Source organism: Pseudomonas sp. WS 5059, assembly GCF_012985525.1.
In the GTDB taxonomy this organism is placed as follows: domain Bacteria; phylum Pseudomonadota; class Gammaproteobacteria; order Pseudomonadales; family Pseudomonadaceae; genus Aquipseudomonas.
Genome location: NZ_JAAQWO010000001.1, coordinates 217842 through 239305, shown reverse-complemented (window position 1 = coordinate 239305; position 21464 = coordinate 217842). Strand labels below are relative to the sequence as shown.

General features: G+C 62.3%; 20 protein-coding genes. 9 read left to right on the top strand and 11 right to left on the bottom strand.

The window, feature by feature from the left end:
* Positions 1–7: 7 nt before the first annotated feature.
* From HBO12_RS01105 to HBO12_RS01090, 4 genes are all read left to right on the top strand, one after another.
* Positions 8–781, top strand: coding sequence for a 3-hydroxybutyrate dehydrogenase (locus tag HBO12_RS01105; protein WP_057959252.1), 774 nt, complete (start codon positions 8–10; stop codon positions 779–781).
* Between the two features lie 145 nt (positions 782–926).
* The gene (locus HBO12_RS01100; protein WP_170041180.1) at positions 927–2879 is read left to right on the top strand and encodes an acetoacetate--CoA ligase; all 1953 of its coding nucleotides are present in this window, start codon (positions 927–929) and stop codon (positions 2877–2879) included.
* A gap of 144 nt (positions 2880–3023) precedes the next feature.
* Positions 3024–5573: a PAS domain-containing protein gene (locus tag HBO12_RS01095; protein WP_169956564.1), complete on the top strand. Its 2550-nt coding sequence runs from the start codon at positions 3024–3026 to the stop codon at positions 5571–5573.
* 41 nt (positions 5574–5614) lie between these two features.
* The gene (locus tag HBO12_RS01090) at positions 5615–5890 is read left to right on the top strand and encodes a peptidylprolyl isomerase (RefSeq protein ID WP_029293742.1); all 276 of its coding nucleotides are present in this window, start codon (positions 5615–5617) and stop codon (positions 5888–5890) included.
* 108 nt (positions 5891–5998) lie between these two features.
* Here the strand turns inward: HBO12_RS01090 and HBO12_RS01085 are convergent, their stop codons facing one another.
* From HBO12_RS01085 to HBO12_RS01050, 8 genes are all read right to left on the bottom strand, one after another.
* On the bottom strand, positions 5999–6907 hold the full coding sequence (locus HBO12_RS01085) for a sugar kinase (protein WP_170041179.1): 909 nt from the start codon (positions 6905–6907) through the stop codon (positions 5999–6001).
* Positions 6908–7024: 117 nt separating this feature from the next.
* Positions 7025–8233 (bottom strand): amino acid deaminase, encoded by a 1209-nt coding sequence (locus tag HBO12_RS01080; RefSeq protein ID WP_170041178.1) that lies wholly within the window; start codon positions 8231–8233, stop codon positions 7025–7027.
* 17 nt (positions 8234–8250) lie between these two features.
* The gene (locus tag HBO12_RS01075) at positions 8251–9015 is read right to left on the bottom strand and encodes an IclR family transcriptional regulator (protein ID WP_169956620.1); all 765 of its coding nucleotides are present in this window, start codon (positions 9013–9015) and stop codon (positions 8251–8253) included.
* Positions 9016–9195: 180 nt separating this feature from the next.
* Entirely contained in the window at positions 9196–9585 is a 390-nt protein-coding gene (locus HBO12_RS01070; protein ID WP_170041177.1) for a RidA family protein, read from the bottom strand.
* Between the two features lie 15 nt (positions 9586–9600).
* Entirely contained in the window at positions 9601–10368 is a 768-nt protein-coding gene (locus HBO12_RS01065; protein ID WP_170041176.1) for an amino acid ABC transporter ATP-binding protein, read from the bottom strand.
* The gene (locus tag HBO12_RS01060; protein ID WP_057440845.1) at positions 10365–11015 is read right to left on the bottom strand and encodes an amino acid ABC transporter permease; all 651 of its coding nucleotides are present in this window, start codon (positions 11013–11015) and stop codon (positions 10365–10367) included. The genes HBO12_RS01065 and HBO12_RS01060 overlap by 4 nt, the downstream gene beginning before the upstream one ends.
* A gap of 12 nt (positions 11016–11027) precedes the next feature.
* Positions 11028–11690 carry an amino acid ABC transporter permease gene (locus HBO12_RS01055; protein WP_170041175.1) on the bottom strand — a complete coding sequence of 221 codons (663 nt, stop codon included), beginning with the start codon at positions 11688–11690 and terminating at the stop codon, positions 11028–11030.
* Between the two features lie 52 nt (positions 11691–11742).
* On the bottom strand, positions 11743–12588 hold the full coding sequence (locus HBO12_RS01050) for a transporter substrate-binding domain-containing protein (protein WP_169956574.1): 846 nt from the start codon (positions 12586–12588) through the stop codon (positions 11743–11745).
* A gap of 306 nt (positions 12589–12894) precedes the next feature.
* Between HBO12_RS01050 and HBO12_RS01045 the strand changes: the two genes are divergently transcribed.
* Positions 12895–13257: a thioredoxin family protein gene (locus HBO12_RS01045; RefSeq protein WP_170041174.1), complete on the top strand. Its 363-nt coding sequence runs from the start codon at positions 12895–12897 to the stop codon at positions 13255–13257.
* Here the strand turns inward: HBO12_RS01045 and HBO12_RS01040 are convergent.
* From HBO12_RS01040 to rpiB, 3 genes are all read right to left on the bottom strand, one after another.
* Complete coding sequence (locus HBO12_RS01040) at positions 13254–14816, bottom strand: TerC family protein (RefSeq protein WP_169956578.1); 1563 nt, start codon at positions 14814–14816, stop codon at positions 13254–13256. The genes HBO12_RS01045 and HBO12_RS01040 overlap by 4 nt on opposite strands.
* Positions 14817–15240: 424 nt before the next feature.
* Complete coding sequence (locus tag HBO12_RS01035) at positions 15241–16221, bottom strand: sugar-binding transcriptional regulator (protein WP_029293725.1); 981 nt, start codon at positions 16219–16221, stop codon at positions 15241–15243.
* A gap of 63 nt (positions 16222–16284) precedes the next feature.
* A complete protein-coding gene (rpiB, locus tag HBO12_RS01030) occupies positions 16285–16746 on the bottom strand; it encodes a ribose 5-phosphate isomerase B (protein WP_029293723.1) in 462 nt (153 codons plus the stop codon).
* A 282-nt stretch (positions 16747–17028) separates the two neighbouring features.
* On the opposite strand from rpiB, the gene HBO12_RS01025 reads away from it, so the two are divergent.
* The 4 genes from HBO12_RS01025 (at position 17029) to HBO12_RS01010 (ending at position 21445) form a co-directional block, all read left to right on the top strand.
* Positions 17029–18516 carry a sugar ABC transporter ATP-binding protein gene (locus tag HBO12_RS01025; RefSeq protein ID WP_170041173.1) on the top strand — a complete coding sequence of 496 codons (1488 nt, stop codon included), beginning with the start codon at positions 17029–17031 and terminating at the stop codon, positions 18514–18516.
* Positions 18513–19490, top strand: a complete 978-nt coding sequence (locus HBO12_RS01020; protein ID WP_170041172.1) for an ABC transporter permease — start codon at positions 18513–18515, stop codon at positions 19488–19490. Before HBO12_RS01025 ends, HBO12_RS01020 begins: the two co-directional genes overlap by 4 nt.
* A gap of 55 nt (positions 19491–19545) precedes the next feature.
* Positions 19546–20553: a substrate-binding domain-containing protein gene (locus HBO12_RS01015; protein WP_170041171.1), complete on the top strand. Its 1008-nt coding sequence runs from the start codon at positions 19546–19548 to the stop codon at positions 20551–20553.
* 136 nt (positions 20554–20689) lie between these two features.
* Positions 20690–21445 carry an SDR family oxidoreductase gene (locus HBO12_RS01010; protein ID WP_169956586.1) on the top strand — a complete coding sequence of 252 codons (756 nt, stop codon included), beginning with the start codon at positions 20690–20692 and terminating at the stop codon, positions 21443–21445.
* The last annotated feature ends 19 nt before the right edge of the window (positions 21446–21464 follow it).

Below are 21464 nucleotides of genomic sequence, written 5' to 3'. Positions count from 1 at the left end.
GGTTTTCATGACGACATTGAACGGCAAGACCGCCCTGGTCACCGGCTCCACCAGCGGCATCGGCCTGGGCATTGCCCTGAGCCTGGCCAAGGCCGGCGCCAACCTGATCCTCAACGGTTTCGGCGATGCCAGCGCGGTGATCGCCCAAGTGCAGGCGTTTGGCGGCAAGGTCGGCCATCACCCGGCCGATGTCAGCGACCCGGCGCAGATCGCCGAGATGGTCGCCTACGCCGAGCGCGAGTTCGGTGGCATCGACATCCTGGTCAATAACGCGGGCATCCAGCATGTGGCGGCGGTGGAAGATTTTCCGGTGGAGCGCTGGGACTCGATCATCGCCATTAACCTGTCGTCGGTGTTCCACAGCACGCGCCTGAGCCTGCCGGGCATGAAGGCCAAGGGCTGGGGGCGGATCGTCAACATCGCTTCGGTGCACGGCCAGGTCGGCTCGGTGGGCAAGGCGGCCTACGTCGCGGCCAAGCATGGGGTAATCGGCCTGACCAAGGTCGTTGGCCTGGAAACCGCCACCAGCAACGTGACCTGCAACGCCATTTGCCCGGGCTGGGTCTTGACCCCGCTGGTGCAAAAGCAGATCGATGACCGCATTGCCGCAGGCGTCGACCCGCAACAGGCCCAGCATGACCTGCTGGCCGAGAAGCAGCCGTCGTTGGAATTTGTCACGCCACCGCAGTTGGGTGAGCTGGTACTGTTCCTGTGCAGCGAGGCCGGCAGCCAGGTGCGTGGCGCGGCGTGGAACATCGATGGCGGGTGGTTGGCCCAGTAAACCCAAACACCGCAAACCCCCTGTAGGAGCTGGCTTGCCTGCGATAGCGGTCGGCCAGCCACCACCGCTATCGCAGGCAAGCCAGCTCCCACAGTTTGGATGTGTGATGCCTGGCAGATTTCATACAAGAACAAGAGAGTGCGCCATGTCCGATATCCTCTGGCAACCCAGCCCGGAACGCATCCACAACACCCGGATGGACCAGTTCCGGCGCTTTATCAATGATCGCCACGCCTTGCAGATCAACGATTACCCCAGCCTGCACCAATGGAGCATCGACCAGCGCCCGGCGTTCTGGGCGGCGATTGTCGAGTTCTTCGACGTGCAGTTTCGTACGCCGCCCGGCACAGTGCTGGTGGAAGGCGCGCAGATGCCCAGCGCGCAGTGGTTTCCCGGCGCCACCCTGAACTTTGCCGAGCACCTGCTGCGCCGCCGCGATGACCACCCCGCCGTGGTCGCCATCAGCGAAGACGGCCAGCGCGAACAACTGACCTATGCCGAACTGGCCCGCCACGTCGCCGGCCTGCAGCGCAGCCTGCAAGCAGCCGGCGTGGGCCAGGGAGATCGGGTGGCGGCGTGCATGCCCAATACCTGGCAAACCCTGGTGGGCATGCTTGCCACTACCAGCCTCGGGGCGATCTGGTCGTGTTCCTCGCCGGATTTCGGCACCCAAGGGGTGATCGACCGCTTCGGCCAGATCGAACCCAAGGTGCTGATCACCTGCGCCGGCTATCGCTACGCTGGCAAGCTGATCGACCAGAGCGCCAAGCTCAATGAAATCCTCGAGCGCCTGCCCACCCTGCAACAACTGATCATCGTGCCCTACGCCCGGCCCGAGGCGCGCGTCGAGGATTACCAGACCCAGGCCAACGTAGCCCTGTGGGATGACTTCTACCGCGCGGGCGGCGAACCACAGTTTGTCGCCGTGCCCTTCGACCACCCGCTGTACATCCTCTACTCCAGCGGCACCACCGGCGTGCCCAAGTGCATCATCCACGGCACCGGTGGCGTGCTGCTGACCCACCTCAAGGAACACGGCCTGCACGCCGACCTGTCGCGCGACGACTGCTTGTTCTACTACACCACCTGCGGCTGGATGATGTGGAACTGGCTGGTCTCGGTACTGGCCATCGGCGCCACGGTGGTGCTGTATGACGGCTCGCCGTTTCATCCGGGGCCCGAGCGCCTGATTGACCTGATCGACCAGGAGCGCATCAGCGTGTTCGGCACCAGCCCGAAATTCCTCGCCACCCTGGAAAAAGCCGGCCTGCAACCGCGCCGCAGCCATGACCTGGGCAGCCTCAAGGGCCTGATCTCGACCGGCTCGCCACTGTCGCCCCAGAGCTACGACTACGTGTACCGCGAGATCAAACAGGAGCTGTGCCTGTCGTCGATGTCGGGCGGTACCGATATCGTCTCCTGCTTTGTCATCGGCAACCCGGTGCTGCCGGTACGGCGCGGTGAAATGCAATGCAAGAGCCTGGCGATGGCCATCGAAGTGTGGGACGACCAGGGCCGGCCGCTGGTCGGCGAAAAAGGTGAGCTGGTGTGCACCCGGCACTTCCCGGCCATGCCCATCGGCCTGTGGAATGACCCCCAAGGGGAAAAACTGCGCGCCTCGTATTTCAGCCAGTTCCCAGGTGTGTGGGCCCAGGGCGACTATGCCGAGCAACGCGCCAATGGCAGCCTGCTGATCCACGGGCGTTCGGATGCAGTGCTCAACCCCGGCGGCGTACGCATCGGCACGGCGGAGATCTACCGCCAGGTGGAAAAAGTCCCGCAGGTCCTGGAAAGCCTGGCCATCGGCCAACGCTGGCAGGACGATGTGCGCGTGGTGCTGTTTGTGCGGCTCAATGACGGCGAACACCTGGACGCCGCCCTCGAACAGCAGATCCGCGAGGTGATCCGCGCCAACACCACGCCGCGCCACGTGCCGGCGAAGATTCTCAGCGTGAGTGACATCCCGCGCACCATCAGCGGCAAGATCGTCGAACTGGCGGTAAGAAATGTCGTGCATGGCGAACCGGTGAAAAACACCGATGCCCTGGCCAACCCCGAGGCCCTGGAGCAGTTTCGCGACCGCCCTGAGCTGGCATAAAAGATGAAAGGTTTCAGCACCCACACGCTCATTTGAAGATAAACCCCTCAAGCATGCTATTTTTCGAGGGGTAGCCAGCCGTTTCCGCAGCACGGGATAATCGGCTTCTGTCATTCTTCAAGACGTTACGCGCGGGACACTTACATGAACGGATCACCCACCGGCAGCGAGGCCGCGGCCCTGATCGCACGGCTGGACTGGGCCACAAGCCCCCTCGGTGATGCCAGCCACTGGCCACAAAGCCTGCGCACGGCAATCGATATCGTCATCCATTCACCGATGCCGATGCTGTTGCTGTGGGGCGACGAACTCACGCAGATCTACAACGATGGCTTCGCCCTGCTGGCCGGCAACAAGCACCCCCAGGGCTTTGGCCAGCCGACCCACCGGGTCTGGCCGGAACTGCAACACTTCACCGCCCCCATCTACAGCGCCGTGCTGGCCGGCCAGGTGCGCACCTTCAGCGAGCAGCGTTTTGTCCTGCAACGCAACCACCGCGATACGGAAATCTGGCTGGACCTGACCTACAGCCCGATCCGCGACGAACGTGGCCGGGTCGCCGGGGTCCTGGTGACAGCGATTGAAACCAACGAGCGCCGGCAACTGGCCCAGGAGCTGCAACAACGCTCCGAGGCCAGCCTCAAGGCCCAGCACGATACCGAGCAACGCTTGCAACTGGCCCTGGCCGCCACCGATGCAGTGGGCACCTGGGACTGGGATATCAGCGAAGACCGCTTTATCGCCGACAGCCATTTTGCCCAGTTGCATGGGGTTGATCCGGTTAACGCCCACCAGTTGCCCATCAGTGACTACCTGCAAGGCGTGCACCCGGAAGACCGCGGCATGGTGGCCCGCAGCATCAAGCATTGCATTACCCATGGCACCGAGTACGCCGAGGAATATCGCCTGCTCCAGGCCGACGGGCAGATACGCTGGGTGTTCGCCCGGGGCCGCTGCTACAAGGATCACCACGGCCGACCGGCGCGTTTTCTCGGTGCAGCCCTGGACCTGACCGAACGCAAGCACACCGAGCAAGCCCTGCGCCAGAGCCAGACCGAGCTGCAACTGATCATCAACGCGATGCCGGTGCTGATCGGCTATGTGGATCACCAGGAGCGCTTTCGCCTGAACAACAGCGCCTACCTCGACTGGTACGGCCTGACCCCGCAAGAGCTGTATGGCAAGACCATCCTTGAAGTGATCGGTGCCCAGGTGTACGCCGGGCGCGCCGACAAAATCGCTGCTGCGCTCAAGGGCAAGGCGTGCAGTTTCATCACCGTCACTCCCCATCGCGACGGTCGGCCCCGGCATGCGCTGATGAAGTACCTGCCACGCTTCAGCGCCGATGGCTCGGTCAATGGCTTCTACATCTTTGTGATCGATGAGACCGAACGCAAACTCACCGAAGAAGCCCTGCGCCACCTCAACGACAACCTCGAAGAACGCGTGGCCCAGCGTACCCAGGCCCTGGCCGAGGCCAACCAGCGCCTGCAAAACGAAATGTTCGAGCGCGAGCGCGCTGAAGATGCGCTGCGCCATGCGCAAAAAATGGAAGCGGTCGGCCAGCTCACGGGCGGGATCGCCCATGACTTCAACAATATGCTCACCGGCATCATCGGCAGCCTGGACCTGATGCAACGCTACATCGCCGCCGGGCGCAGCGATGAGATCGGGCGCTTCACCGATGCCGCCGTATCCTCGGCCCATCGTGCGGCGGCCCTGACCCATCGCCTGCTGGCCTTCTCCCGGCGCCAGTCGCTGGACCGCCGGCCCCTGGACCCTAACCAGTTGGTTGCGTCCCTGGAAGACCTGTTCCGCCGTACCAAAGGCGCCCATATCGACCTCAAGGTGCAACTGGGCAGTGATATCTGGCCGGTGAACACCGACGCCAGCCAACTGGAAAACGCCCTGCTCAACCTGGTGATCAACGCCCGCGACGCCATGCCCGATGGCGGGCAACTGAGCATCGAGACGGCCAACAGCTACCTCGACGGCACCGACATCACCACCCTGGAACCGGTCAAGGCCGGCGACTACGTGATGCTCGGCGTGTGCGACAACGGCGCCGGCATGACCCCCAAGATCCTGGCCAAGGCCTTCGACCCGTTTTTCACCACCAAGCCCATCGGCCAGGGCACCGGCCTTGGGTTGTCGATGATTTATGGCTTTGCCCAGCAATCCGGCGGCCACGTCACGATCCACAGCGAACCGGGGCGTGGCACCTGCGTGCGCCTGTACCTGCCGCGCCTGCACGGCACCGCCCTGGAAAAAGTCCTGCCGCAAATCCCCGTGGAAGCCCCCGTGGCGCTGGATGGCGAAGCCGTGGTGGTGGTCGAGGACGATGCCGCAGTGCGCATGCTGGTGGTCAACCTGCTCGATGAGCTGGGCTACACCGCCCACCAGGCTGCCGATGCACGCGCGGCCTTGCCGTTGCTGGAGTCTGACCTGCGGGTGGACTTGCTGGTGACCGATGTCGGCTTGCCCGGCATGAACGGCCGGCAACTGGCGGAAATCGCCCGCCAGCACCGCCCTGAGCTCAAAGTGCTGTTCATGACCGGCTATGCCGAAACGGCCGCCGAGCGCCGCGGCTTCCTGGAAGACGGCATGGACATGGTGGCCAAGCCGTTTTCCATCGACCAGTTGGCCACGAAAATCCGCAGCATGATCGGCGTCAATGGCCAAGTTGATGCATAATCCCGCGCCTTCAAGCCCGACCGTTGCAAGGTAACTGCCCGATGAAAGCCCAAGCCCGCCATATCCTGGTCAAGACCAGCGAAGAAGCCGAACAGCTCAAGCAGCGTATTGCCAAGGGCGAAGCCTTTGATGTGCTGGCCAAGAAGTTCTCCACCTGCCCGTCCGGCAAGCGCGGCGGCGATCTGGGTGAAGTGCGGCCGGGGCAGATGGTCGGGGTGATTGATGCGGTGATCTTCAAGAAACCGCTGCGGGTGGTGCATGGGCCGATCAAGAGCAAGTTTGGGTATCACCTGGTGCAGGTGTTCTACCGCGACTGAGGGGTTGGCTCAAGGCCGCTATCGCAGGCAAGCCAGCACCCACATTTGGAGATGTGAACCCGGCCAAATGTGGGAGCCGGGCTTGCCCGCGATCCGCCGCAGGCGGCCTTATAGCCTGGGAATCAGCGCACCCGGAACCTGGATCACCTGGCTCGCCAACCGGTGCCCCGCCAAGCCCGCTTCTTGTGGCGACCCACCCCTGAGCCGGCTGGCCAGATACGCCGCACTGAACGAATCCCCCGCCGCCGTGGTGTCTACCACCTTCTCTACCACCACCGCCGGCACCGCAAAACGCTCGCCGCCCCGGAGAATCAGACAGTCATCCGCCCCGCGCTTGAGCACCACTTCATCAATCCCCGGGTAGGCGGCGAACACCTGCTCGCTGTCGGCATAGCCAAACAGCGCACGTTCGTCGTCCTCCGTGAGCAAGGCCATATCCACCAGCGCCAACACCTGCTGATAGGCCTCACGAGCGGCTTCGACACTGGCCCACAGACGCGGCCGATAGTTGTTGTCGAACACCACCCGGGCGCCACGTTGGCGGGCGTGCAGCAACATGGCCAGCAGGCGTGCGCGCCCCACTTCACCCAATACCGCCAGGGTGATGCCGCTCAAATACAGCACATCGTAGCTGGGCAAGGCGGCCAGGACCGGTTCGGCCCCTGGCGTGGTGAAGCAATCGCGCACCGCCGCTTCGTTGCGCCAATAGAGGAATTTGCGCTCGCCATTGGCATCGGTCTGGATGCAATACAAACCCGGCAGGCGGCCTGGCAGGCGCTGGACGCGGTCCAGGCCAAGGCCTTCGGCGGCCCATTGCGCGCACATGGCATCGCTGAAACTGTCATCGCCCAGGGCGGTGACGTAATCCACCGTGCTGTTGGCGCCCAGCTCGCGGCGCAGGTAGACGGCGGTGTTCAGGGTGTCGCCACCGAAGCTCTGTTGCAGGCTGCCGTCGGCGCGGTGTTGCAGTTCGATCATGCATTCGCCGATCAGGGCAATGCGCGGGTGTGGGGTCATGCTCGGATTCTCGGCTGGGTTTTGGGGCCTCATCGCAGGCCAGCCAGCTCCCACATTGGGATTTGTGAACACATTCAAATGTGGGAGCTGGCTTGCCTGCGATGGCCGCGACGCGGTCTAGAAACAGGTTTGTAGGGTTTCCACTACCTGCAACTGCTCATCCACCAAACACCCCACCTGCCACTTATCAAAGGTCAGGCACGGGTGCGAAGTGCCAAACGAGATGATGTCGCCAATACGCAGTTCAACCCCCGCCGCCACGCTCATGAAGGCGTGCTGGTCCATCACCGCCGTAACCTTGCAAGCACTCACGTCATCGCCCACCGCCGGCAACACGCCGGCCTTGTAGCGCTTGAGTGGCACCGGCAGGCCGGCGTCGTAGGCCACGTCACGCTTGCCCAGGGCAATCACTGCAAACCCCGGCTGCGGCAACGATTGCACATGGGCCCAGACTTCCAGGGCCGGGCGCAGGCCTTCAGTGAGGTCGCTGCGCCGGTCGAGCACACAGCATTGCGCCTCCTTGTAGATGCCGTGGTCGTGGGCCACATAGCTGCCGGGGCGCAGCACACTGAGGAAGCGCCCTTCGGCGTTTTGTGCGGCGAAGGACTCGGCGATCAGGTCATACCAGGCCGAGCCCGATGCGGTGATGATTGGCTTGCCCAGGTCAAAGGCCCCGCTGTTCTGCATATCCACCGCCAGGCGCACCAGGGACGCAGCAAACTCGCGAATACCGCTGACGGCATGCTCGCCGTGGATCACCCCTTCGTAACCTTCGATGCCGGTGAGCGCCAGGGCCGGCTGGGCCTTGATTGCCCGTGCCAGGTCCAGCACCTCTTGCTCGCTGCGGCAACCGCAACGGCCGCCGACCACGCCGTATTCGATCATCACGTTCAGGCGCAGGCCACGGGCAGCGAAGAACGCGCCCAGGTCAGCCACGTTGTCCGGGTGATCGACCAGGCAATGGAAGTCAAAGCCGGGGTCAGCCAGCAGCTCGGCGATCAGCGCCATGTTCGGCGCGCCCACCAATTGGTTGGCCATCAATACCCGGCGCACGCCACCGGCATAGGCCGCGCGGGTCTGCACGGCGGTGGCCAGGGTGATGCCCCAGGCGCCCTGCGCCAACTGACGCTGGAACAGCGCCGGCATCATGCTGGTCTTGCCATGGGGCGCCAGTTGCGCGCCGCTGCTGCTGACAAAGTCCTGCATCCAGCGGATGTTGTGTTCCAGGGCCGCGCGGTGCAGCACCAGGGCAGGCAGGCTGACGTCGCGTACCAGGTGGGCACCGCTGGCGGCGGCACCTTTTTCAACGGCATTGAAGGCAGACATGGCGTTACTCCGTTTCGCTATTCATTGATGCGACGGGCCAGGTTATTGGCGCTTTCGATCAGCACCCGGCGGTAGTCGGCGTAATTGTTCTTGGCGTCGGCCCGTGGGGCGACGATGCACAGGGTCGCAATGGCGACGCCCTGGGCGTCACGCACCGGGGCGGCAAAGCAGTGGGTAAAGGTGTCGGCAACACTGTCGAAGGAAAAGAACCCGTCGACAGTGGCCTGGCGGATCTGCCCGAGGAAGGTGTCCAGGGGTAAACGCTGGCCGTCCGGCAGGATAAAGTCGTCGTGGTCGATCAGGTCGATGATCTGCTGGTCGCTCAAATGTCCCAGCAACAAGCGCCCGGAAGCGGTCCAGGGAATCGGCGCGTTTTCACCGATATCCGAAGAAATCCGGAAATGCCGCTCGCCCTCGCGCATCAGCGCCACCGTGTACTTGCGCCCGTTGAGCAGGCACATCTGCGCGGTCTCGTGGGTTTGGCTGACGATCTCCTGCAAGGCGTGATCGGCCTCGCGGGTCAGGTCGAAATGGCGCAAGTGGGCCTGGCCGAGGAAGTACAACTGGCGCCCCAGGTACACGTGCCCGTCCTTGCCCACGGTTTCGAGAATCCGCCGCTCCAGCAGGGAGGCGACCAGTTCGTAGACCGTGGACTTGGGGCTGCCGATGCCACTGGCAATATCGTTGGGGCGCAGGGGCTGGCCGACTTCCTTGAGAAAATCGAGGATATCGAACGCCCGGTCCAGGCCTTTGGCGCGGCGTTTGATGGTGTCTTCGGTCATGGCGGTCTTCATCAGCGTAAGAGGTCCATGTGGGGCGGGGCTGTTGTGGGAGCGGGCTTGCTCGCGAAAGCGGTGTGTCAGCCAACAAATCTGGCACTGATACACCGCTTCCGCGAGCAAGCCCGCTCCCACCCGAATTCACTCCCACATTGAATTTTTAATGGTCTTGAGATCGGGCATTTAGCCTTTTTTCTTGTAGGCCACGCAATCGATCTCAACCTTGCAATCGACCATCATATTCGCCTGCACACAGGCCCGTGCCGGGGCGTGTTCGGGGGTGAAGTACTCGCCGAAGACTTTGTTGAAACTCCAGAAATCCCGCGGGTCCTCCAGCCATACGCCGACCCGGACCACGTCTTCAAGGCCGTAGTCGGCCTCTTCAAGGATCGCCACCACGTTCTTCATGGTCTGGTGGGTCTGCTCGACAATCCCGCCATTGATGATCTCGCCCTCCACCGCCGGCACTTGGCCCGACACGTACAACCAGCCATCGGCCTCCACCGCACGGGCGAATGGGCGGGGTTGGCCACCACCGGCGGTGCTGCCGGCGCCGTAACGAGTAATGCTCATAATGTTGCTCCTTGATTAAAAACGAATACTTTTCAGAAATTCCGCCAGCCGTGGCGATTGCGGGCGCTCGAAGATGTCTTGGGGCGGGCCCTGCTCTTCAATCCGGCCCTGGTTCATAAACACGATGTTGTCCGAGACCTCGTAGGCAAAGCGCATTTCGTGGGTCACCAGCAACATGGTCATGCCCTCTTGCGCCAGGCCCTTGATCACACTGAGCACCTCGCCGACCAACTCCGGGTCCAGCGCCGAGGTCACTTCGTCGAACAGCATCAGGCTGGGGTTCATCGCAATCGCCCGGGCAATCGCCACCCGCTGTTGCTGACCGCCGGACAACTGACCGGGGAAGTGGTTGCGCCGTTCCAGCAGGCCCACGCGCTCCAGCCATTTTTCCGCGAGGGCCACTGCCTCGTCCTTGCCCATATGCTTGACCTTGAGCAGGCCCAGGGTGACGTTCTGCAACGCGCTCAGATGGGGGAACAGGTTGAATTGCTGGAACGCCATGCCGGTCATGGCGCGGTGTTGGGAGATGAGTTTTTCCGGGTGGCGTACGCGCTTGCCGGCAACATCGGCATAGCCAATGGACTCTCCGTCGAGGGTAATCTGCCCGCCCTGGAACTCTTCCAGCAGGTTGACGCAGCGCAGCAGCGTGGTCTTGCCCGAGCCGCTGGAGCCGATCAAGGTCACCACGTTGCCGCGCTGCAACGACAGGTCGACGCCCTTGAGGACTTCCACCGCGCCGTATTGTTTGCGCAGGCCGCTGATGTTGAGCAATGGTTGATTCATGGCAAGGCCACCCGCTTTTCAATGTAGCGCCCGAATAACTCGATGGCGTAGTTGATGACAAAGAACAGAAACCCGGCGAACAGGTAGAACTCCAGGGTCATGAAGGTCCGGGCGATCACTTGCTGGGTGCTCAACAGCAATTCGGCGACGCCGATCACCGACAGCAGGGTCGAGGCCTTGACGATCTCGGTGGAGGAATTGACCCAGGTCGGCAAAATCTGCCGCAGTGCCTGGGGCAGCAACACATAGCCCAGGGACTGATAGAAGGTCAGGCCGATGGCCTTGCCCGCTTCCAGTTGCCCACGGGGAATGGCTTGCAGCGCACCGCGCACAATCTCGGCGACGTGGGAGCCGCAAAACAGCGTCAGGCCCAGGGCGCCGGCCTGGAACGCACTGATCTGCCAACCGAGCGCCGGCGCCATATAGAAGCAGGCCAGCACCAGCACAAACACCGGGGTGCCACGGATCAGGTCGACGTACAGGCGAAACGGCGCGCGCATCCAGAACTTGCCGTAGGTCAGCACCAGCCCGGCGACGATGCCGATCAGGGTGCCGAAGATAATCGCCAGCACCGAGCAATACACGCTGGTCTGGAACCCCGCCCACAGGGTTGCCCGGGCGATCCACAACTCATGCAGCCAATACATGCAAAACCCCTCTCATCGACGAATCGCCAGGCGCTGTTCCAGGTAACGCAGCAGCAGGGCGATGAAGTAACAGGCAGCCACATAGAGCGCGGTCGTCACCAGCCAGGTTTCAATCACCCGGTAGCTTTCGACGTTGATCTTGCGGGCGTAATAGGTCAGCTCCGGCACCGCAATCGCCGCCGCCAGGGAGGTGTCCTTGAACAGCGAGATAAAGTTGTTCGACAGCGCCGGCGGCACGTTGCGCAGCATCACCGGCACGGTGATATAGGCGCGGATCTGCCACTCCCCCAGGCCAATCGCCAGGCCGGCTTCGCGCAGGCCCTTGGGAATATTCAACAGGCCGGCACGAAACACTTCGGTCAGGTACGCCCCGGCGTACAGCGACAGGGTGATGATGAACGAGGGGATCTTGTCCAGGCGGATACCCAGGCTGGGCAAGGCGAAGTAGATCAACAGGATCAGCACCAGGATCGGCGTGTTGCGCACCACCGTCACATACACCGAGGCCAGGATGCGCAGCGCACGGTGCCGGGACAGCATGGCAAAAGCCATCAACAGGCCGATCACGCAGCCGATGGCAATCGACAGCAAGGCCAGTTGCAGGCCCAGGCCGAGGCCCGCGAGCAAGGTGTCGAAATCGCGCCAGACTGCGGCAAAATTCAACTGATAGTTCATGGTCGGCAGTACCTTGAGCGGGGCGCCCGCTGCAACGCCGCGCGCTCAACAATCATTTGAATTCCACCGGAAAGCCAATCGCCGGGCTCGGCAGGTCGACGCCAAACCACTGCTTGAACGAGGCCGCATAGGTGGGGAACTCGACGCCGGTCATGGCTTCATGCAGCGCCGTGTTGACGAAGTTCAGCCAATCCTGGTCGCCACGCTTGACCGCGCACGCGTAGGTTTGCGGGCTCCAGGCGTAGGTGGGGCTGCGGTAGCGGCCGGGGTTCTGCACCATCAGGTACTTGACCGAAGACTGGTCGGTGGCAGCGGCGTCGGCACGCCCGGAGTTCACGGCCTGGTACATCAGGTCGACGCTGTCGTATTGGTCGACCTTGGCCTTGGGCAGCGCCTGGTGCACCAGTTCTTCGGCGTAGACGTTTTGCAGCACCGCCACGGTGACGTCGTCACCCGCTGCCTGCAGGTCTTCGAGTTGCTGGTATTTGCTGTTGGCCGGCAACAGCAGGCCCACGCCTTCGCGGTAGTACGGCAGGGTGAACGCCACCTGTTGCGCGCGGCTGGCGGTGACGGTGATGAACTGGCAGCTCATGTCGACTTTGTTGGTCAACAGGTTGGGAATCCGCGCATCGGAGGATTGCACCACAAACTCGACCTTGCTCGGGTCGTTGAACAGGCCCTTGGCGACAATACGTCCGATATCGATATCAAAACCCTGCAACTTGCCATCCGCTCCCTGGAAGTGCCACGGCGCATTGGTACTGCCTGTACCGACGAGCAGATGCCCACGTTTGAGCACTTCATCGAGCTTGCTGTCGGCCTGCACTTGGCTGGCGAGGGAAGCCGAGGCGGCGAACAGAAAAACACAGGCTTTAAACACGGAAGGTCGGCGATGCATGACAAGCACTCCAGGAGTTGTGTGTTCCGCTATACCGGAACATGGTATGTAACAACGGAATAGACAGCAGAAAGTGTGCCACAGCCAGTAACAGAAAAATATTGAAGAGTTAAAGGTGTTTTAAATCAGCCAGATAAGGACGCATCGACGAACCAGCGCCGCGCCAGTCACACCAGGCACACTGCTACCGTGCGCCCCAATCCGTTGCGATCCGTCACATTTGGGTGCGTTACCTGTGAATTCTCACAGTAGACCGTCCGGCCCGCCCGGCTTAGGGTTTGGCCACCGGCCTATAAGGAGATTGTCATGGGACTGATCAACACGCTGATCGACAACGCAGATGCGTATAGACGGGCGCTGCAGACACAACGCACGGTGTTCATGCTCTTTGTATCGCCCCAGTGCCCGGCGTGCGGCGCGGCCAAGCCACTGTTTCGCAAAGTGGCCGGCCGCTATCGCCGTCAGGCAGCGCTTTATGTACTCGATACGAGCCAGACCCCACGGCATCCCGAAGTGACCGGCACACCGACGCTGCTGATATTGAAAAACGGCAGGCTGGTCGAAAAGCTCAAGGGGTTCGGCCCCTGGGAGACCCAGGAGCAGACCCTGAAGAGAACCTTCGAGCGGCACACCCGTGGTGTGCCAACCAAAAGGGCAAAACCCCGTTAACCCGCCGTGACAGGCATCAGCAACACCTGCGTCACCCGGCGCTCCTCCACCGCCGCCACCGTCAAGCGCCAGCCTTCGTATTCCAGGCTGTCACCCACCACCGGCAGGCGATCCAACAGGCTCATGACCAGGCCAGCCAAGGTCTGGTAATCCTCGGTGGCCACCGCCTGGAAACCCGTGCGCTGGCGAATCAGGTTCAGGTTCAACGCACCGTTGGCACGGTAACCGCCCTGCTCCTGGACGATGTCCGGGCCTTCGACTTCACTGGCATCGGGCAACTCACCGGCGATGGATTCGAGGATGTCAGTCATGCTCAACACCCCCATGAAATCGCCGAATTCGTTGATCACAAAGGCGATGTGCGTCGACTCCTGGCGCATCTGCTCCAGGGCGTTGAGGATCGAGAAGCTGTCGAGCAGGTTGATCGCCCGCCGCGCCAGGTGTTCCAGGTTCGGCTCGTTGCCGGCCAGGTACTCCTTGAGCAACTCCTTCTTATGCACGAAGCCCAGGGGCTCATCCACCGCGCCATTACGGATCAGCGGCAAGCGCGAGTAGGACGAGTGCATCAATTTCAGGCGAATCGTCTCCGGGTCGTCGGCCAAGTCGATGTAGTCGACATTCGCCCGCGGGGTCATCAAGGTGCGGATCGGCCGCTCGGCCAGCTGCAATACACCGCTGATCATCACGCGCTCACGGCGGTCGAACAGCGGACCTTGACTGCCCTGGGAGTCGCCCAGCAGGTCCGTAACGTCCTCACCCACCTCTTCCACCGCCAGGCTGCGACCACCCAGCAAGCGCATCACCGCATGGGCAGTGCGCTCACGGATCGGTCGCACGCCTTGCGCCGACTTCTTGCGGCGCGCCCGGGCGATCTGGTTGAACACCTCGATCAGGATCGAGAAACCGATGGCCGCGTACAGGTAGCCTTTCGGGATATGGAAGCCCAGGCCTTCGGCGGTCAGGGCGAAACCAATCATCATCAAGAAGCCCAGACACAGCATGATCACCGTCGGGTGCGCGTTGACGAAGCGGGTCAGCGGCTTGCTGGCCACGATCATCACGCCGATAGACACGATCACCGCGATCATCATCACCGCCAGCTCGTCCACCATGCCGACCGCAGTAATCACCGCGTCGAGGGAGAACACGGCGTCCAGCACCACGATCTGCGCCACGATCGGCCAGAACATCGCGTAGGCCGCATTGCCGGTGCGTTCGGTGACATGCCCTTCGAGCCGCTCATGCAACTCCATGGTGGCCTTGAACAACAGGAACACACCACCAAACAGCATGATCAGGTCGCGTCCGGAGAAGCTCTTGTCGAACACCTCGAACAACGGCTGGGTCAAGGTCACCAACCAGGAAATACTCGCCAGCAAGCCCAGGCGCATGATCAGCGCCAGGGACAAACCGATCAACCGCGCACGGTCACGCTGCTCCGGCGGCAGCTTGTCCGCGAGGATCGCGATAAACACCAGGTTGTCGATACCCAGCACCAGTTCCAACACAATCAAGGTCAACAGGCCGAGCCAGGCCGTTGGATCCGCTAACCATTCCATATAGAAGTCTCTGTCTCTTTATTGATTTTCAGAATGCCGGGCACAACAAGACGCGGTCCGATGACCGGGAAAAGGTTAGCAGTCTGAATAGAGGATGTTTCAGCGGGAACGTCGGCAGTAGCGGTCTTGGGGAAAGACGACTGGGGGGCTCCGAGAGGGTGTTCATGCAAGTCCTGCAGTGAGAAAAGGACTTTAATCCTACAGCGGAAATACAAATCTCCTACAATTTAAAACTATTACAAGATCTGTAAAAGCCGCCCCCAGAAGCCTGTGCTGTGGGCTTGTGTAGGAGCTGGCTTGCCAGCGATGCAGACACCTCGGTGTATCAGGTAGATCGAGGCGATGCTATCGCTGGCAAGCCAGCTCCTACACAAGCCAGCCCCCCCCCACACACACCAGAGCCCATATTTTGAGAGGAGACAGGTCAGGTTTTACGGGTAGCGTCGTCCAGCGCCAGGATGGTGTGGGCATTGGTTACCGTGGTCGCCAGGGTATTGATCACCCCCGAGCGCAACGCCCCCAGGGTCGCGGCGGCCTTGGTGTTTTCACTGGCAATCGCCACCACATCGGGAATGCGGAACAACTCCTGCACCGTCAAGCCGATCACCCGCCCCTGGATGGCGTTGACCGCCGGCTGGCCATGAATGTCGATAAAGTCGTAACCCATCATGTCACCCACCGTGCCGGACAAGCGCGCCTGGGCGATTTCCTGGGGTGAGAACCAGCCCATGCGCACCATGTTGCTGTTTTCGCTCATGTCGCCAATACCGATCAGCGCCATATCGGCACGCCGTGCGCGGTCGAGGGTCGAGCGTACGGTGTCGTTGCTGATCAGCACGCTGCGCAGTTCCGGGTTGGCCACCAGCGCCGGGGCGTACAGGCTTTCGCTCTCGCCGCCAAAACGCAGGGCCAGGCGGCGGCAGATATGGTCGGGGTTCATGTATTCGCCGGCCTTGAGCGAACCGCCAATGGCGCAGACAAACGTGCAGTTGCGCGTCACCGGCAAAAACACGTTATCGGCCACCGCCCCCACATTGCGCCCCATGCCCACGGCGACAATCATGCCGTCGCCCAGGGTCTTGTTCAGGTAGTTGGCCACCAGGCTGGCCACGGCGGAACGCTGGGTGTCGGCGTCGCTGTGGTCGACCGCGATCAACGCGCGATCCAACTGGAAACGCTCCACCAGCGCCTGTTCCAGTTCGTTGTTCATCGCCGGATGCTGCAGCACCCGCACCTCGACAATCCCTTCATCGCGCGCACGCTTGAGCAGCCGGCTGACTTTCGCCCGGGACAGGTCAAAGCGCTTGGCGATGGCTTCCTGAGTGACGTTCTCAAGGTAATAGAGCATCGCCACTTCGGTCATCAGATCGATATCGCTGGCGGTGCGCAGGGTACTGTCACTCATGGGGACGGGCTTCCGTTTCGGCGTCAAAGGCGCATTCTCCCGACTCTTGCCCTGCTCCGTCCACTACTGATGCCCATCACGCTCAATGGCATTGATGCGCTCGACCTTGGCCCCGGACCGCGCCGCCTCGAACTCCGAGGCCAGAAACGCGGTGACGATGCTCTTGGCCAGCTCCGCCCCCACCACCCGCGCACCGATGGACAGGATCTGCGCATCGTTGCTCTTGCGCGCGCGCTCCGCCGAATAGGTGTCATGGGCCTGGGCCGCGCGAATACCCAAGACTTTATTGGCCGATATCGCCATGCCGATGCCCGTGCCACACACCAGCACCCCCAGGCGCTGTTGCCCGGCATTGATGGCCGTGGCCACCGCCAGCGCAATATCCGGGTAGAGCACCGGCGCTGTGGAATGGGTGCCAAAGTCGGTCACCGGATACCCCAGCGCCTCGATATGGCGCTTCAACAGCTCCTTGAGCTCAAAACCCGCTTCGTCACATCCGATAGCCACCGGAAAAGGTGTGTTCATGGCATTAGGCTCCGCTGCCGTGGTGAAGCTTAAGACTGATCATATGATCACTCGATGAAATTTCGATCAGTCATTTCTCGGATATTCCCTCGCAACTGTCAAGCACGTTTTAACTGACCCTCCAGTCAAACCCCTCTAAAACGCCATACATCAAGAAAACCTTGGCGATTACAAGTTTTCAATGAAAGAGATTGACTGATCAGAATTTCATTTGATACACATATGCTCACGCAGCAACACGACTGTGTACCTAATAAGAACTCACAGCACGAGGACACGCCGATGGCCACGCCATTACTGCTCCAGGCTGAACACGTCGCCAAGGCCTACGCCGGCATCCCTGCCCTGCGTGACGGCCGCCTCTCGCTGCGGGCCGGCAGTGTGCATGCCCTGTGCGGCGGCAATGGCGCCGGCAAATCCACGTTCCTCAGTATCTTGATGGGCATCACCCAGCGTGACGCCGGCAGCATCCTGCTCAATGGCGCCCCCGTGCATTTCCATCGCCCCAGCGAAGCATTGGCGGCGGGGGTCGCGATGATCACCCAGGAGCTGGAGCCAATCCCCTACATGAGCGTCGCCGAAAACATCTGGCTGGGCCGCGAACCACGGCGCGCCGGCTGCATCGTCGACAGCAAGGAACTGCACCGGCGTACCCGCGAACTCCTGGAAAGCCTGGAGTTCGAGGTCGACGCCAGCGCGCCCATGCATCGCTTGAGCGTGGCGCAGATCCAGCTGGTGGAGATCGCCAAGGCGTTCAGCCATGACTGCCAGGTGATGATCATGGACGAACCCACGTCCGCCATCGGCGAGCGCGAAGCCGAAACCCTGTTCAAGGCCATCCGCCGCCTCACCGCCCGTGGCGCCGGGATTGTCTATGTGTCCCATCGCCTCAGCGAGCTTGCGCAGATTGCCGACGACTACAGCATCTTTCGCGATGGCGCCTTCGTCGAAAGCGGGCGCATGGCCGATATCGACCGCGCCCACCTGGTGCGCGGCATCGTCGGCCAGGAACTGACACGCATCGACCACAAGGTTGGACGCGAAAGCGCCGCCGAGTGTTGCCTGGACGTCCAGGGCCTGAGCCGCAGCGGCGAGTTCCAGGACATCAGCCTGCAATTGCGCCAGGGTGAAATCCTCGGCATCTACGGCCTGATGGGTTCGGGGCGCAGCGAGTTCCTCAACTGCATCTACGGCCTGACCACCCCGGACGCCGGCAGCGTCACCCTGCAAGGCAAGCCGATGCCCATCGGCCTGCCCAAGGCGACCATCCGCGCCGGCATGTCCCTGGTCACCGAAGACCGCAAGGAAAGCGGCCTGGTGCTCAGCTCCAGCATCCTCTCGAACATCGCGTTGTCGGCGTACAAGCAGCTGTCGAGCTGGTCGCTGATCAACGCGCGCAAGGAAAACCAACTGGCCGAGGACATGGTCAAGCGCCTGCAAATCAAGACCACCTCCCTGGACCTGCCGGTGGCGTCCATGAGCGGTGGCAACCAGCAAAAGGTGGTGCTCGCCAAATGCCTGTCGACCCAACCGGTGTGCCTGCTGTGCGACGAGCCGACCCGGGGCATCGATGAAGGCGCCAAGCAGGAGATCTATCACTTGCTCGACCAGTTCGTGCGCGCCGGTGGCGCGGCCATCGTGGTGTCGTCCGAGGCCCCGGAACTGCTGCACCTGAGTGACCGTATCGCGGTCTTCAAGGGCGGCCGCCTGGTGACTATCAGCAGCGACACCGCCCTTTCCCAGGAAGCCTTGTTGAGTCTTGCCTCATGAACGCCAAAACCCTTGCCACGCCACTGACCACCCCCGCGCGCAGCCGCCTGCGGCTTTCCCTCGACCGCTTTGGCCTGCCGCTGGTGTTTATCCTGCTGTGCGTGGTCATGGCGTTTGCCAGCGAATACTTCATGACCTGGCGCAACTGGATGGACATCCTGCGCCAGACATCCATCAACGGCATCCTGGCGGTGGGCATGACCTATGTGATCCTGACCAAGGGCATCGACCTCTCGGTAGGCTCGATCCTCGCCTTCGCCGGCCTGTGCAGCGCCCTGGTCGCGACCCAGGGCTACGGCCTGCTCGCTGCCGTCAGCGCCGGGATGTTTGCCGGGGCGATGCTGGGGGTGGTCAACGGGTTCATGGTGGCCAACCTGTCAATCCCGCCCTTTGTCGCCACCCTCGGCATGCTGAGTATTGCCCGGGGCATGACCTTTATCCTCAACGACGGCAGCCCGGTCACCGACCTGCCGGACGCCTACCTGGCGCTGGGCATCGGCAAGCTGGGGCCGATTGGCATACCGATCATCATCTTTGCCGTGGTCGCGCTGATTTTCTGGATGGTGCTGCGCTACACCACCTACGGGCGCTATGTGTACGCGGTGGGCGGCAATGAAAAAAGCGCGCGCACCTCAGGGATCGGCGTGCGCAAGGTGACGTTCTCGGTGTATGTGGTTTCGGGTTTGCTGGCCGGCCTGGCAGGCGTGGTGCTGTCCGCGCGCACCACCTCCGCCCTGCCCCAGGCGGGTATGTCTTATGAGCTGGATGCGATTGCCGCCGTGGTGATCGGCGGCACCAGCTTGTCCGGCGGCGTCGGCACCATTGTCGGCACGCTGTTCGGCGCGCTGCTGATCGGGGTGATCAACAACGGCCTGAACCTGCTCGGCGTGTCCTCCTATTACCAACAGGTCGCCAAGGGCCTGATCATCGTGCTCGCGGTGTTGATCGACGTGTGGCGCAAGAAAAAACGCTAGTCGCTTTTGCTCTGAACCGAACTGAACGACCACAACAATAAACGGGGTTCTCATCATGAAATTCGCTACATCGTTTGCCGCCGTGGCGGCCCTCTCCCTGCTCGCCAGCAGCATCACCCTGGCCGCCGATGGCAAGACCTACAAAGTCGGCGCCGCCGTGTACGGCCTCAAGGGCCAGTTCATGCAGAACTGGGTGCGCGAGCTCAAGGAACATCCGGCAGTCAAGGACGGCACCGTGCAGTTGACCGTGTTCGACGGTAACTATGACGCACTGACCCAAAACAACCAGATCGAAAACATGGTCACCCAGCGCTATGACGCGATCCTGTTTGTACCTATCGACACCAAGGCCGGCGTCGGCACGGTGAAGCAGGCGATGTCCAATGATGTGGTGGTGATCGCCTCCAACACCAAGGTCGCCGATGCCAGCGTGCCGTACGTGGGCAACGACGATGTCGAGGGCGGTCGCCTGCAGGCCCAGGCCATGGTCGACAAGCTCCAGGGCAAGGGCAATGTGGTGATCATCCAGGGCCCGATCGGCCAGTCGGCGCAGATCGACCGCGAAAAGGGCGAGTTGGAAGTGCTGGGCAAGCACCCCGGAATCAAGATCATCGAGAAAAAGACCGCCAACTGGGACCGCGCCCAGGCCCTGACCCTGACTGAAGACTGGCTGAACGCCCACCCCAAGGACATCAACGGGGTGATCGCGCAAAACGACGACATGGCCCTGGGCGCCGTGCAGGCCCTCAAATCCCATGGCCTGACCTCCAAGGAGGTGCCCGTCACCTCCATCGACGGCATGCCCGACGCCATCCAGGCGGCCAAAAGAGACGAAGTCACCACCTTCCTGCAAGACGCCCAGGCCCAGTCCCAGGGCGCACTGGACGTGGCCCTGCGGCAACTGGCGGGCAAGGACTACAAACCCAAGTCGGTGATCTGGGAGCGTTATGCCAAGGACGTGACCTGGGGCGACGGCACCGCGAAGAACTACATCCTGCCGTGGGTGCCGGTGACCAATGCCAATGCGGATACGCTGTACCAGCAGGTCAGCGGTACTAAATAGCAACGCGGTCAATGTGGGAGCTGGCTTGCCTGCGATTGCATCACCTCGGTATCCCTGGCAGACCCAGGTGCCCGCATCGCAGGCAAGCCAGCTCCCACATCCGATCTCCACTGTTTTTGAGAATGGAGTTAAACCAATGTCTGGATTCTGGAACCAAGCCTTCGACCTCACCGGCCGTTGCGCCGTGATCACCGGCGGGGCCGCCGGGATTGGCCTGGCGTGTGCCAGCCTGCTGGCAGAGCGTGGCGCGCGCGTGGCCCTGCTCGACCGTGACCCAGCCGTGGTTGAAGTGGCCGCCAGCCTGGGCAGCGGGCATCTGGGCCTGGCCGTCGACCTGCGCCAGCTCGACCAGGTGCAGAGCAGCATCGATTACGTGTTCGCGCACTTCAAGCGCCTGGATTATTTGGTCAACAGCGCAGGCGTGGTGATGCTCGACAAGGCCATCGATGTCAGCGAAAACGCCTGGGACATCACCCTGGATATCAACCTCAAGGCCAGCTTTTTCGTGGCCCAGGCCTGCGCCCGGCACATGCTCGCCCAGGGCAGCGGGCGCATCGTCAACCTGGCATCCCAGGCGGCGGTGATCGGCCTGGATCGGCATGTGGCCTATTGCGCGAGCAAGGCCGCGATTGTCGGCATGACCAAGGTCCTGGCCATGGAATGGGCGCCGCACATCACTGTAAATGCCATCTCCCCCACCATCGTCGAAACCGCCCTGGGCAAGAAAGCCTGGGCCGGCGAAGTAGGCGAACGGGCCAAATTGCAGATCCCGGCGGGCCGTTTTGCCCAGCCGGATGAAATCGCCGGGCTGGCGTTGTACCTGCTCAGCGACGCAGCCCAGATGATCACCGGCGCCAATATGGTGATCGACGGCGGCTACAGCATTCAGTAATCCATCTATTCGTCGTGAG